The organism is Streptomyces cinereospinus (genome assembly GCF_042430725.1).
Classification (GTDB): domain Bacteria; phylum Actinomycetota; class Actinomycetes; order Streptomycetales; family Streptomycetaceae; genus Streptomyces; species Streptomyces cinereospinus.
In genome coordinates, this window is the sequence record NZ_JBHMCY010000086.1 from 17,891 (window position 1) to 30,549 (window position 12,659).

General features: G+C 68.2%; 10 protein-coding genes and 8 pseudogenes. 10 read left to right on the forward strand and 8 right to left on the reverse strand.

Translation table 11 applies throughout. From position 1 onward, the window contains the following. Positions 1–12: 12 nt before the first annotated feature. Positions 13–157, reverse strand: a pseudogene (locus ACFF45_RS30930) (IS630 family transposase); the annotation flags it as partial. 265 nt (positions 158–422) lie between these two features. On the opposite strand from ACFF45_RS30930, the pseudogene ACFF45_RS30935 reads away from it, so the two are divergent. The 7 genes and pseudogenes from ACFF45_RS30935 to ACFF45_RS30970 all read left to right on the forward strand — a co-directional run. Beyond that, positions 423–1,163, forward strand: a pseudogene (locus tag ACFF45_RS30935) (IS701 family transposase); the annotation flags it as partial. A 350-nt stretch (positions 1,164–1,513) separates the two neighbouring features. Next, on the forward strand, positions 1,514–2,545 hold the full coding sequence (locus ACFF45_RS30940) for a GlxA family transcriptional regulator (protein WP_381350086.1): 1,032 nt from the start codon (positions 1,514–1,516) through the stop codon (positions 2,543–2,545). Further along, positions 2,542–3,306: a DJ-1/PfpI family protein gene (locus ACFF45_RS30945; RefSeq protein ID WP_381350087.1), complete on the forward strand. Its 765-nt coding sequence runs from the start codon at positions 2,542–2,544 to the stop codon at positions 3,304–3,306. Before ACFF45_RS30940 ends, ACFF45_RS30945 begins: the two co-directional genes overlap by 4 nt. Positions 3,307–3,553: 247 nt before the next feature. Beyond that, positions 3,554–4,632 (forward strand): annotated as a pseudogene (locus ACFF45_RS35690) (IS630 family transposase). A 21-nt stretch (positions 4,633–4,653) separates the two neighbouring features. Further along, on the forward strand, positions 4,654–4,782 hold the full coding sequence (locus ACFF45_RS30960; protein WP_381350098.1) for a phosphoribosyltransferase family protein: 129 nt from the start codon (positions 4,654–4,656) through the stop codon (positions 4,780–4,782). A 265-nt stretch (positions 4,783–5,047) separates the two neighbouring features. Continuing rightward, positions 5,048–5,308 (forward strand): phosphoribosyltransferase family protein, encoded by a 261-nt coding sequence (locus ACFF45_RS30965; protein WP_381350088.1) that lies wholly within the window; start codon positions 5,048–5,050, stop codon positions 5,306–5,308. A gap of 31 nt (positions 5,309–5,339) precedes the next feature. Then, entirely contained in the window at positions 5,340–5,549 is a 210-nt protein-coding gene (locus ACFF45_RS30970; protein ID WP_381350089.1) for a hypothetical protein, read from the forward strand. Between the two features lie 10 nt (positions 5,550–5,559). Here the strand turns inward: ACFF45_RS30970 and ACFF45_RS35695 are convergent. Continuing rightward, positions 5,560–6,639, reverse strand: a pseudogene (locus ACFF45_RS35695) (IS630 family transposase). A gap of 267 nt (positions 6,640–6,906) precedes the next feature. Between ACFF45_RS35695 and ACFF45_RS30985 the strand changes: the two are divergent. After that, positions 6,907–7,569, forward strand: a complete 663-nt coding sequence (locus tag ACFF45_RS30985; RefSeq protein WP_381350092.1) for a DUF4158 domain-containing protein — start codon at positions 6,907–6,909, stop codon at positions 7,567–7,569. Positions 7,570–7,722: 153 nt separating this feature from the next. Here the strand turns inward: ACFF45_RS30985 and ACFF45_RS30990 are convergent, their stop codons facing one another. The 3 genes and pseudogenes from ACFF45_RS30990 to ACFF45_RS31000 all read right to left on the reverse strand — a co-directional run bounded on the left by ACFF45_RS30990 (position 7,723) and on the right by ACFF45_RS31000 (position 8,786). After that, positions 7,723–7,914 (reverse strand): integrase core domain-containing protein, encoded by a 192-nt coding sequence (locus tag ACFF45_RS30990; protein ID WP_381350099.1) that lies wholly within the window; start codon positions 7,912–7,914, stop codon positions 7,723–7,725. Between the two features lie 42 nt (positions 7,915–7,956). Continuing rightward, positions 7,957–8,514: pseudogene (locus ACFF45_RS30995) on the reverse strand (IS3 family transposase); the annotation flags it as partial. Between the two features lie 41 nt (positions 8,515–8,555). Then, positions 8,556–8,786, reverse strand: a complete 231-nt coding sequence (locus ACFF45_RS31000) for a transposase (RefSeq protein WP_381350093.1) — start codon at positions 8,784–8,786, stop codon at positions 8,556–8,558. Positions 8,787–8,864: 78 nt separating this feature from the next. Here ACFF45_RS31000 and ACFF45_RS31005 point away from each other — a divergent pair. Continuing rightward, positions 8,865–9,378 (forward strand): annotated as a pseudogene (locus ACFF45_RS31005) (IS5 family transposase); the annotation flags it as partial. Between the two features lie 39 nt (positions 9,379–9,417). On the opposite strand, the gene ACFF45_RS31010 reads toward ACFF45_RS31005, so the two are convergent. Beyond that, the gene (locus ACFF45_RS31010) at positions 9,418–9,981 is read right to left on the reverse strand and encodes a hypothetical protein (RefSeq protein WP_381350094.1); all 564 of its coding nucleotides are present in this window, start codon (positions 9,979–9,981) and stop codon (positions 9,418–9,420) included. 263 nt (positions 9,982–10,244) lie between these two features. Here ACFF45_RS31010 and ACFF45_RS31015 point away from each other — a divergent pair. Next, positions 10,245–10,492: pseudogene (locus tag ACFF45_RS31015) on the forward strand (hypothetical protein); the annotation flags it as partial. Here ACFF45_RS31015 and ACFF45_RS31020 read toward each other — a convergent pair. Together ACFF45_RS31020 and ACFF45_RS31025 are read right to left on the reverse strand one after the other, a co-directional pair. After that, positions 10,419–10,979, reverse strand: a pseudogene (locus ACFF45_RS31020) (transposase family protein); the annotation flags it as partial. The pseudogenes ACFF45_RS31015 and ACFF45_RS31020 sit on opposite strands and share 74 nt — an antisense overlap. Positions 10,980–11,191: 212 nt before the next feature. After that, entirely contained in the window at positions 11,192–12,397 is a 1,206-nt protein-coding gene (locus tag ACFF45_RS31025; RefSeq protein ID WP_381350100.1) for an IS256 family transposase, read from the reverse strand. Positions 12,398–12,659 lie beyond the last annotated feature (262 nt).

Below are 12,659 nucleotides of genomic sequence, written 5' to 3' on the forward strand. Positions count from 1 at the left end.
GTCGGCGCGGGGGCGTCCGCCCCGGCGGGTGCCTTTCTCGCTGCGGACTCGGGCGCGCTCTTTCGCGCTGGGCGGCCAGGGCCTCGGGGTGGCGGGCGTTGGCGTTGCGCCAGCTCGGGTAGGCATGCAGCTCGCGGGTCTGGACTGTGTGGTGCGGTGCGCCTGCACAAACTACTCGCGGCCTGATCGACGCGACCACGTGTGGCAACGACCCCTGGAAACCGCCTTGGCGCCGCTGGCCTACGCTTTTGTCATCAGCCCGACCCACGGTATGCCCGACCCACGGTATGCCCGACCCTCGGTATGTCGGCCTGACCGGGAGTCCATCGTCTGGGCCGGTGCCAGCGGGGCGGCGGGGAGCTTGCCTAGTACTGCAACGGTGCTTGCCGTGACTGCTGGCCAGCTCGGTCGTTGGTGTGGTTATGGGTGGGGACCTTGCTGGTGTCAGGTTGTGGGCGGGGGAACTGGGTGCTCTGCATGAGCGGTTCCTGCACCGGTTCAACCGGGAGGAGCCGCGGCAGTCGGCGCTGGCTTACATGCGTGGGCTGATCGCTCCGCTGCAGCGCAAGAACGGCTGGACGCTGGCGGAGGAAGCCGGGCACACGGGTCCCGATCGCATCCACCGGCTGCTGAACCGTATTGAGTGGGACGCCGACGAGGTCCTGAACGACGTACGTGACTACGTCGTCGAACACCTCGGAGACCCAGGCGCCGTCCTGATCGTCGATGACACCGGGTTTTTGAAGAAGGGCATCCGTTCGGCCGGGGTGCAAAGGCAGTACTCCGGAACCGCCGGCCGCACCGAGAACTGCCAGATCGGTGTGTTCCTCGCCTACGCCACCGGCCGTGGACGCACGTTGATCGACCGCCGTCTGTATCTGCCCACCTCCTGGACGGACGACCGGGACCGCTGCCGCCGGGCCGGCATCGACGACAGTGTCACCTTCGAGACGAAGGTGGCCATGGCCAAGGCGATGGTCCGCCGGGCCATCGCCGAGAAGATCCCGTTCGGATGGGTGACGGCGGACGCCGCCTACGGCTACAGCAAGGGCTGGCGGTTCGAGCTGGAGCAGGCCGACGTCTTCCACGTCATGGCCACCACCCGGCACGACACGGTCGTCACCCGCTGGTCCATCGACCACCCCGTGCACGACTGTTCCCCGGCCTGCTGAGCGGGGTCGACCTCGCGCGCCAGGCCCTGGTCGCGGCCCGGGAGGCAGCGAGGAAGAACGGGGGTGCCCGGAAGGAGAAGCCGAAGCGGCGCACCGGCGCGGTCGTACGCCGGCTCAACACAACGTCAACTACCCTGGCCCAAGCCGCATAGCCCGCGTCCAAGATTCCGGGTCAAGGCCCCATGCCTGGGGCCGGGCCTCTGGGCATCGGTGCGGTCGTCCTCGTGCTGGGCGGCGGCGTGTGGTGGTTCAGGAACCGCCGGAGCGGATCTGCCTGAGGCCCTCGGTCCGGTCGAGGCACGTCCCCTCGGGGAGCGAATGAGAGAAGTGATGCTCGGCGTATGCGCTTGAATCAGGGTGGGAACGAGCACAGGGACCAGCGGCGCGTTCTCATCATCGCCTACGACGACGCGCAGATCCTCGACATCGCCTGTCCCAGCGGTGCCTTGGACATCGCCAACCGGTACGGCGCAGAGCCGCCCTACGCCATCGAGCTGGGCACCCTCGGCCGCCCGACTGCCAGAACCTCGGCCGGGATTCTGCTGGCAGCCGGGCAGAGTCTGGAGGCGGTCGGGGGACAGCTGGACACGCTGATCGTCGTGGGCGGCATCGGATGCGAGGACGCGGCGGCGGACGAGCGATTACTGGGCCAGGTGCGCCGACTGGCCGCACACAGCCGGCGTGTGGCCTCCGTCTGCACCGGCGCCTATGTACTAGCCGCCGCCGGACTGCTCGACCACAGACGGGTGACGACCCACTGGGGATGGGCAGACCGGCTTGCCGAGCGCCACCCCACCGTGGCCGTGGACGCAAGCCACCTCTACATCCGCGACGGCAACGTCTACACCTCGGCCGGGGTCACCAGCGCCCTCGACCTGACACTGGCCCTGATCGAGGACGACCACGGTCCGGCACTCGCCCGGACCGTCGCCCGCGAACTCGTCACTTACCTGCACCGGCCCGCCGACCAGGCCCAGATATCGATGTTCCTTGCCGCGCCACCGCCGGATGACCGGCTCGTACGGGACCTGATGGGCCATATCGCCGGCCATCTGGCCGAGGACCTCAGCCCTGCGGCCCTGGCGGCCCGGGCGGGGGTCAGTTCCCGGCACCTGACCCGCCTGTTCACCGCACACCTCGGTACAACTCCCGCGCGCGCCGTACGCGCGGCACGCGCCGAAGCGGCGGCGCATCTCGTGCGCTCCAGTGCACTGTCCATGGCAGCAATCGCCCGGCGCTGCGGTTTCCGGTCGGCGGAGACGCTGCGGCAGGCGTTCCTCGACCACTATGGGGTCACGGGGGACAGACTTCGCAGGATGCCGGACATGCCACCCCCACGTGTCGCACCGAGGCAGAAGACTCCTGACCCATGAACCATTCCACGACACGCAGAAACGTCCTGCGCGGGACCGCGGCCACCGCCGCGCTCGCGGCTGCAGCGGCCCGAATCGAAGCGGCGTACGCAGCCCCGCACGGCGGCGGCACTGGCCCCAACATCGGCATCCTGCTGTACGACGGCTACAGCCTGCTGGACCCCACTGGCCCGGCCGAGGTCCTGTCCCGGCTGCCGGACGCCACCGTGACGATGATCGCCGAGAAACGCGGAGCCGTCCGCACGGACACGGGAGACGTGGCCGTGGTCGCTGAACGCTCCATCGCAGAGGTCGACCGTCTCGACGTTCTCCTGGTGCCAGGCGCGGGCAACCGCGGCACCATCGGGGCGATGAACAATGAGGCGCTCCTGCGCTGGATCCGCAGGATGCACCGCCACACCCAGTGGACCACCTCGGTCTGTACCGGCAGCATCGTCCTTGCCGCAGCTGGACTGCTGGACGGCCGGGAGGCGACGACCTACTGGGCCTCCGCCGACTACCTCCAGTCCACGTTCAATGTCACTTACCTGCCGCAGCGCTACGTACGCTCCGGAAAGATCATCACCGCGGCCGGGGTATCGGCGGGAGTGGACATGGCCCTGTACCTCGTCTCCCTGATCGCGGACGACGACACGGCCAAGGCGATCCAGCTCGCCGTGGAATACGACCCCCATCCCCCCTTCGACTCAGGCAACGCTTCAGACGCCAGTCCCGAACTGAAGCAGCGTGCTTTGCAGTTGCTTGCTGCATCACAGATATAGGGGCGGACGGCGCTTGCTCGCATGAGCCGATGAACGGGCGGTACGACGCGGCGCAGCCTCCCGGGGCACGGCAACAACCCGCGGCTGCTCCTCCACGCACTCTGCTTCTGGACCGCTCGCATCTCGACCCTCGTCCAGGTCGTCCGCTGCCTGCATCTGGCCAGCCCGACTACTGACTTCGGCTCGTCAGGGTGAATCTTTGTGAAGTTCCTGAAGGGCCTGGAGCGGTGGCTGTATCCCGTGGTGTGTGAGGTATGCGGATGGGGGCGGGCTGACCGCTGCGGGGCGGCAGCGCCGGGAGACGGTACGGATGCAGGCAGCCGGGCTGTTCGAGCAGAAGATCAAGCCGTCGGAGATGGCAAGGCGCCTGCGGGTGAGCCTGAAATCGGCATACCAGTGGCACAAGCTGTGGCGGGACGGCGGTCGTGAGGCTCTGGCCTGCCGTGGCCCGGGCTGGTCGCGATGCCGTCTGTCACCGCGCTGCCTGGAAAAGCTCGTCGAGGGGTATCTCGAGCAGGGGGCCGCGCATGGATGGGTGGAGGACCAGGTATGGACTGCGGCGAGGGTGGCTACGCTGGTGGGCGGGAAGTTCCACGTCTCCTACAGCGTCTCCGGGGCGACGCGGCTGATGCACCGGCTCGCCTTCAGCCCGCAGGTTCCCGCGCGGCGGGTTGCCGAACGCGACGAGCAGGCCGTGACCGCGTGGAAGGAGGCGACGTGGGCCGAGGCAAAAGAGCCCGGGCGGCCTGCGGAGGCTACCTCTGCTTCGAGGACGAAGCCGGGTTCACCCGCCGGCCGCCCAGAGGACGCACCTGGGGCCGGCGCGGCCGCACCCCGGTCGTGACCGTCAGCGGCCGCCGCTCGGGACGCCTGTCGGTGGCCGGGCTGATCGCGATGCGGCCAGGCTCCCGCACCCGGCTGTGCCACCGCCTGCGCACCCACCCCGCCGGCAAGGGGCAAGCGCCGCAGCATGGGCGAGCGGGACTTCATCGCGCTGATCGACGGCGTCCACCAGCTCGTCAAGGCACCGGTCGTGCTGGTCTGGGACCGGCTGAACACCCACGTCTCCCACGCCATGCGCGAGCTGATCGCCGAGCGTGCATGGCTGACGGTGTTCCTGCTGCCCGCGTACTCGCCCGACCTCACCCCGTCGAGTGGGTATGGGCACACGTCAAGCGCAGCCTGGCCAACCTTGCCGTGATCGCCCTGGACCGACTCAAGACCCTCGTACGCAATCGGCTCAAGCGCCTTCAGTACCGGCCAGAGACCCTCGACGGCTTTATAACCGGCACCGGCCTGGCCCTCGACGAACCGGCGTCACCCTGACAAGCCGAAGTCAGTAACGGGATCGAGCCTGGCGACCGGGTGTGCATCGTGGACGACACGCTGTCCACCGGCGGCACGGTCGAGGCGCTGGTCAACGCGGTGCGGGAACGGGGCGTGAAGGTGACGCAGGTCGCCGTCGTCGTTCGGTGAGCGGACCGCCCCGTGAGCACCAGGGGGCCCGAGGGACTCGCGGCGGCGGTTATGGCGCTGCGCCCCTTCGTGGACGGCCAGTGCGAAAACGGGGAACTACTGGCCGACTACTTCCACGGGCACCGGGCGCTGGGCGACCCGTCCGCGCTGGCCGATGCCCTGGCTGAGCGGATCGCGGGCCTGGACGTGGACTGCGTGGCGGGGGAGGCCGTCGCCGGCAGTTCGCTGGCCACCGCCGTCAGCGCTGCATCGCGGAGGCAGGGGCGTGTCGGTGCGGGCGCTGCGCCGCGAGCCGAAGTCCCGTGGTGTGCCGGGCGTCCTGAGCGCCCACGTTCCGGAGGGCCGCCGCTTCGCGCTGGTCGACGACGTCGCGGGCACCGGGGCCTGCCTGGAACGGAGTGTCCGTCGGCTGCGCGAGTTGCGGCACGAGATCGTGGGCGCTTGGGTGATCGTCGACCGGCAGGACGGCGCGCTGCCTCACGCCTCGAAGGACTCGGTGTGCGGCTCTCCGCCCTGTTCACCCTGAACGACTTCAGCACAGCGAGGACGACCCTTCCATGACCGAACTGTCGACGCGCCTCTCCGGCAACCGCTATCCCGGCCGGGGGATCCTGTACGCCCGGGTCCCCTCCGGCGCCCACGTCATCGCGTACTTCCTCACCGGACGCAGCCCCACCTCGCGTGAGCGCATCCTGCACATCGCCGGTGACGGCCTCGTCGTCGCGCCGTCCGCGGCGACCGGTCACGACCCGCTGCGGCATTACTGACTTCGGCTTGTCAGGGTGACGCCGGTTCGTCGAGGGCCAGGCCGGTGCCGGCTATGAAGCCGTCGAGGGTGTCTGGCCGGTACTGCAGGCGCTTGAGTCTGTTGCGTACACGTGCTTCGAGTCGGTCCAGGGCGACGACGCCGAGGTTGGCCAGGCTGCGCTTGACGTGTGCCCACACCCACTCGACGGGGTTGAGGTCGGGCGAGTATGCGGGCAGCAGGAACACCGTCAGCCATGCACGCTCGGCGATCAGCTCGCGCATGGCGTGGGAGACATGGGTGTTCAGCCGGTCCCAGACCAGCACGACCGGTGCCTTGACGAGCTGGTGGACGCCGTCGATCAGCGCGATGAAGTCCCGCTCGCCCATGCTGCGGCGCTTGCCCCTTGCCGGCGGGGTGGGTGCGCAGGCGGTGGCACAGCCGCGTCCGGGAACCAGGCCGCATCGCGATCAGCCCGGCCACCGACAGGCGTCCCGAGCGGCGCCCGCTGACGGTCACGACCGGGGTGCGGCCGCGCCGGCCCCAGGTGCGTCCTCTGGGCGGCCGGCGGGTGAACCCGGCTTCGTCCTCGAAGCAGAGGTAGCCTCCGCAGGCCGCCCGGGCTCTTTTACCTCGGTCCAGGTCGCCTCCTTCCACACCGCGACGGCCCGCTCGTCGCGTTCGGCAACCCGCCGCCCGGGAACCTGCGGGCTGAAGCCGAGCCGGTGCATCAGCCTGATGGCACCCGAGACGCTGTAGGAGACGTGGAACTTCCGGCCGATCAGCGTGGCCACCCGAGCGGCCGTCCACACCTGGTCATCCACCCAGCCGTGCGCGGCCGGCCCCTGCTCGAGGTATCCGGCGAGCTTCTCCAGGCAGCGCGGCGACAGACGGCATCGCGATCCGCCCGGGCCGCGGGAGGCCAGAGCCTCACGACCGCCGTCCCGCCACAGCTTGTGCCACTGGTAGGCCGATTTCAGGCTCACCCGCAGGCGTCTTGCGACCTCCGGCGGCTTGATCTTCTGCTCGAACAGCTCGGCTGCCTGCATCCGTACCGTTTGCCGGCGTTGCCGCCCCACAGGAGTCAGCCCGCCCCCATCCGCATACCTCACACACCACGAGATACAGCCACCGCCCGAAGCCCTTCAGGACCTTCACGAAAATTCACCCTGACGAGCCGAAGTGAGTACAGGCCGCTGAGAACGCTGGCGACTGGCTCGTCGTCGGCAACGGCGAGCAGGTCACCCAGGGGTATCGCCGAGATACGCGTCAAAGGGGCAATGAGTTGATCTTGAAGTCCTGAGCGCCCCGGCCCGTCACCCATTCGGCCCAGCGTCGTTGGTGGTGATATTGACGTCAGCTGGGGCCTGGGGTGGGTCGTGACATCGATCGAGAGGACCGCGTATCCGCGGTTCAAGCGGCTGATCACCCCGCACGAGCTGTATCTCTTCTTCTCACCGAGCCGCGATGATTTTCAGTGGGCGGCCGATGCCTCGGACTGCGATGAGCATCTGTTGGCGCTGCTGCTGATGCTGAAGCCGTACAGGCGTATGGGGTGTTTCCCAGCGCTGGCGGACGTCCCGGAGATGGTGGTGGACTTCGTCCGGCGGGCGGTGGAGCTGCCTGAGGGCACGCTGCCGGTGTACCGGGCGGAGCGGACCGCCAAGCACCACCGAAGCCTGGTCCGCAAGCAGGCCGGCGTGACATATGACCAGGCCAAGGCCCGGGGGATCGCCGAGCAGTCGATCCGCAAGGAGGCTGCGGCGAAGAACCGCCCGGCGGATCTGATCAACATCGCGCTGGAGAAGGTCGTGGAGGCCGGGCTGGAGCTGCCAGGGTTCTCCACCTTCGACAAGATGGCCTCGAAGATGCGCACCGAGGTGAACGCCTCGATCTGTACGGGCAGCCACGACCGCATGAGCGCCGCTCAGCGGGCGGGGCTCATGCGGCTGCTGGAGGACCGCGACAGCGACGGGACGACGCTGTTCAACCGGCTGAAGAAGCCCGCCAAGGGCCCGACCTGGTCGCACTTCAGAACCTGACCAAGCGTCTGGAATGGCTGGACGAGCTCGGCGACACCGATGTGTGGATGGACGGAGTCGCCGCGGGGAAGATGGGCCTTGCCACCCAAAGGGTGGACACCTGTTCGTGTCGTTATGCGGCGAGTATCAGAGTAGCTGACTGCTGCTCGTAGACTATCGGTGCCTGCTGTCCGTTCGCCGAGTGCCGTCGGCGGGTGTGTTGTAGCGCGTGGTCCAGTGGAAGACCGCCAGGCGGCAGGCGCGGGCGCCGTCGAAGCGGCGGGCACCGCGCAGTGTCTCGCGCTTGAGGGCGGCGTTGAACGACTCGGCGAGCGCGTTGTCCGCCGAGGTGCCGACCGCTCCCATCGACTGCCGGACCCCCAACTCGGCGCACAGCTCGGCGAATTGGCGAGAGGTGTACTGGGCCCCGTGATCGCTGTGGAAGACGGCGCCGGTCAGACTGCCCCGCGTTCAGGCGGCGGCCCGGAGCGCGTCGACGACCAGCTCGGTGCGCATGTGGTCGGCGATCGACCAGCCCACCAGGCGGCGTGAGAAGCAGTCGATGACGGTGGCGAGATACAGAAACTCGCCGTCGTCCACCGGCAGGTAGGTGATGTCGCCGACGGCGCGCTCGCGGTGAAGTGGCGCCGGAACAGGTCCGGCACCGGCGTGGCGGAACGGCTCGGGCACCGTGGTGACCTGGCGCTTACGCAGCCGCAGCCTGGCGATGCCGAACTTCCGCATCACCCGTCCGACGCGCTTGTGGTTCACACGCTCGCCCTCCTCGCGCAGCTCGGCGGTGATCCGGGGGCGGCCGTAGGTGCCGTCCCACTCGGCGTGCACGGCCCGGATCCGCTCGGCAAGCGCCGCGTCGGCCCGCTCGCGCGCGGTGCAGGCTGCGCGGCCGGCCCGCCATTTGTAGAAACTGGAGCGGGCGACCTCCAGCACCTGACACAACCGCTTCACGCCCCAGGCGCGGTGGTGGTCCTCAATGAACTGGCAGCGGTTCAGGCCTCCAGTTCCTGCCTCGTGGCCTCGCTCACCGGGACGTCCTTCGTGTTCGTGCTCCTCGTGCCGCTCTCACCGCGGCGGGCCCGCTCGGCCCGCACCCAGTTACGCAGCGTCTCCCGGCTAATCCCCAGATCCTTGCCGATGCCCTCGAAGGTGTGGCTTGGATCCGACAGGTACAGCGCGACAGCGTCCGCTTTGAAATCGGGCGAGTAGACCTTCATCACCATAAGAGATCCCTCCTACCCGGCCCCTGCGGGGGCCGAGCTCAGAGGTGTCCACCACTCGGGGACAAACCCCGGGATTAGCTGCACCAGTTGCTGCTGAACAAGCTGAGGTCGAAGAACCAGCTGGACTGGTCCCGGGCTGTGATCGACTCCTCCCACGTCCGGGCCGCTTGGCGAAGCCCAAAGTGGGCCCAGCCCGGTCGACCGCGCACGGCCGGGCAGCAAGCACCACATCATCGCCGACGGCCAGGGCATCCCGCTCGCGGTGTCGCCGACCGGCGGCAACCGCAACGAGGTCACCCAGCTCCTGCCCCTGTTGGACAAGATCCCAGCGGTCGCAGGAGTCGTCGGCCGGCCGCGCAGGCGGCCCGCCATGCTCTTCGCCGACCGCGGCTACGACCACGACAAGTACCGCCGGCTGCTGCGGCAGCGCGGGATCCGCCCGGTGATCGCCGGACACGGTCAACCCCACGGCACCGGTCTGGGCACCTTCCGCTGGGTCGTCGAGCGAACGATCTCCTGGCTCCACAGCTTCCGCTGCCTGCGCATCCGCTGGGAACGACGCAACGACATACACGAAGCCTTCCTCGGCCTCGCCACCTACCGACAAGTCCAACGCCTTTGTCAGAGCCTCTCACCCGACGACGGCGCGGTTTCGCCGGCGGTAGTAGGCGATCCCGAGAGCGATGGTGATAGGTCCCCATGCGGCGATTGGAGCAATGCACACCGTCGCAAGCGCCTGCCAGGCGTCGTTGGTGTAGCCGACGGTGTCGACGATGCCATACAGAGTGAGCCTACGACCGTCGCCGATCGGGACGTCAGTGAACAGCAGGGTGAGAATCAGGCCGCCAAGGACAGCAGGGGCCGCAGCCGCCATTGGTCGAATGCGTCTGCCACCGATGATCGGGATCCAGGTGGGTGCCACCTCTCCCCAGCCCCGGACCAGCCCGATGGTCAAGATGGAAATCGCTTCCGATAACACGCTGAGCCCGAGGACGTACGGGATGCTCACCCAATAGGGCGGCATGTCGAGATCATGAATCTGCCCCATCTCGAAGTGCAGGGCGAAGGGCAGCCGCCATAGGCACGACGGCAGCAGAAGCAGTGGCAGTGCGTAGGCCAGGCGCATGGCCCAGCGGGGAACGGGCCGCTCGGTATCGCTAACGGGCGGGGGCGTGTGAAAGATCTCCAGCTTCATGGCTTCATCCTCGTGAAACAGGCACAACTAGGGATCACCCCTACGGGCCGAACCGCTCCCCCGCGCGAACGGCGCTGTACTGACCAGCATCCCCCGCAAGGAGGAGTTTCGCCCTGAGTGGTGGACACGCTGATACTGGATCTGCTTGATCCGGAGGAAGCGAGAGACCGCCGATGGCGGTGAAGGACTACTCGGACGGGCACTGTCACGTTGGCTGACCGGTGGGATGATCTTTGGGTTGATCAACCTGGGAAGGGTCGTCCGTGAGGAGCGTGTCGCCGTCGTATAAGGGGCACCGGTACCCGGTCGAGGTCATCTCCCACTGTGTATGGCTGTAGTGTCGTTCCGCGAGGTCGAGGAGCTGACGCTCGAGCGCGGGGCCGCCGTCTCCTACGAGACGATCCGCCGCTGGTGCGGCAAGTTCGGGCAGACCTGGACAGCGTGTCGGCGGTGCGGTCGGGCACAACGTCGGTCCGTTCATGGGTCTCGGCGTCGATCACCACGTTGGCATAGTGGTGCCGCCGACGCAGGGCGAAGTCGTCGACGCTGATCACGCGGGGCACCCGCCCGGTGGGCAACGGGATGCTCAGCAGGGTGCGCAGGGCCGTGTGACGCGACAGGCCCACCGCGACTATCGCCGGCAGACGCGATCCAGCCCGGTCGGCCAACTCTGTGACCACGGCCTTGACCTGCCTGGTCAGACGGGCCGTGCGGCGCCGGTATCGCTCCAGCACCCCGGGCATCTGCTCACGGAAGGTCTGCCGGCAGCCGCGTGTAGGACACACCAGAGGCCGCACCCGCACATGGACCACCACCCGGCGGTCGTCCACCGGCACGTCGGCGACTGTCCGCCAGTGGCAGCCGTGCACCCGCCCCGTCGACGCCCCGCACACCGGACAGACCGCGGCCTCCTGCGGAGTCCGCGCCCGCACCACGATCCGCTCACCCTCGTCGGCCACCTCCTCGATGACCAGCGGCAACAGACCCGAAAACACCATCTGCACACACTCGTTGACGTCCTTCACACGAAGGCCAACGACCCGCACGACTCTCCGTCACCACCGAATGTGAGACAGGGCCGTTGATTAGACACTCCCCGTTCCGCTCGCCGAAGACTTGAACCCGTCCGGCTCCCAGGGCTGTCAGTGCGGGTGACTGCGGGAGCCGCTTGGGTGTGTCAATTTAACGGCTGATCTTGGTTGTTGAATGGTCAGTTGTTGCTCGGGGTCAGGCGGCCTTCGAAGGCGATCTGGAAGGCGTTCAGGGGTGCCTTCCAGCGCATGGTCCATCGCTTGCGGCCCTTCCCCGTCGGGTCCAGCGACATGAGCGCCATGTAGACGCACTTGAGGGCGGCGGCTTCGTTGGGGAAGTGGCCGCGGGCCCGGACGGCCTTGCGTATGCGGGCGTTCACGCTCTCGATCGCGTTCGTCGAGCAGATGACTTTGCGGATTTCGACGTCGAAGGAGAGGAAGGGAACGAACTCGGCCCAGGCGTCCGACCACAGCTTCACGATCGCCGGATACTTCCGGCCCCACGCTTCCTGGAACTCCAGGAACCGCTCCATCGCCGCGTCCTCGTTCGGCGCGGTGTAAACGGGCCGCAGCGCCTTGGCGATCTTGTCCCAGTCCTGGCGGGCCGCGTAGCGGAAGCTGTTGCGCAGGAGGTGGACCACGCAGGTCTGGACGACGGTGCGGGGCCAGACGGTCTCGACCGCCTCGAACAGGCCCTTGAGTCCGTCGCAGACGAGCATGAGGACGTCCTCGCAGCCGCGGTTCTTCAACTCGGTGAACACGTGCAGCCAGTACTTGGCGCCCTCGCCGCCGTCGCCGGCCCAGATCCCGAGGATGTCGCGGGTGCCGTCCACGGTCACCGCCATCACGACGTAGATGGGCCGGTTCGCGACCTGCCCGTCCCTGATCTTGACGTTGATAGCGTCCACGAACAGGACCGGGTAGACGCGGTCGAGGGGCCGGTTCTGCCATTCGGCCATACCGTCCATGACCTTGTCGGTGATGGTGGAGATGGTCTGTTTGGACACCTCGGCGCCGTAGACCTCGGCCAGGTGCGCGGAGATTTCCCCGTGGGTCAGGCCCTTCGCGGACAGCGACAGCACCATCTCGTCGACGCCGGTCAGACGCCGCTGCCGCTTCTTGACGATCTGCGGCTCGAAGCTGCCGGCGGTGTCCCGGGGCACCTTCACCTCGACCGGACCGACGTCGGTCAGCACGGTCTTGGCCCGAGTGCCGTTGCGGCTGTTGCCGCTGCCCCGGCCCGACGCGTCGTGCTTGTCGTAGCCGACGTGGCCGGTGATCTCGCCCTCCAGGGCGGACTCCAGCACCCGCTTGGTCAGCATCTGCAACAAGCCGCCCTCGCCGGTCAGCCGCAGCCCCTCGGACCGGGCGCGGTCCACGAGCATCGCGACCAACTGCTCATCCGACGCGGCCGGCACCGGCGTGGCCGCCGGCTTCTCCACAGACTCCTGCCCGACAACGGTCTCGGTCATCTCTGGCGTCTCCTTGATCATCAGATCCGCCGTTGATTAGACACTCCCAGCCGCTTCGAAGTGACAGCGGGAGTGAGCGGCGCGGCGGCCATAGAGGCGCAATCAGTTTGGATGGCTGTGCCTAAGGGCTTGCAGATCATTAACACGTCGTCTTGATCTTGTTGCTGAGCTCGTC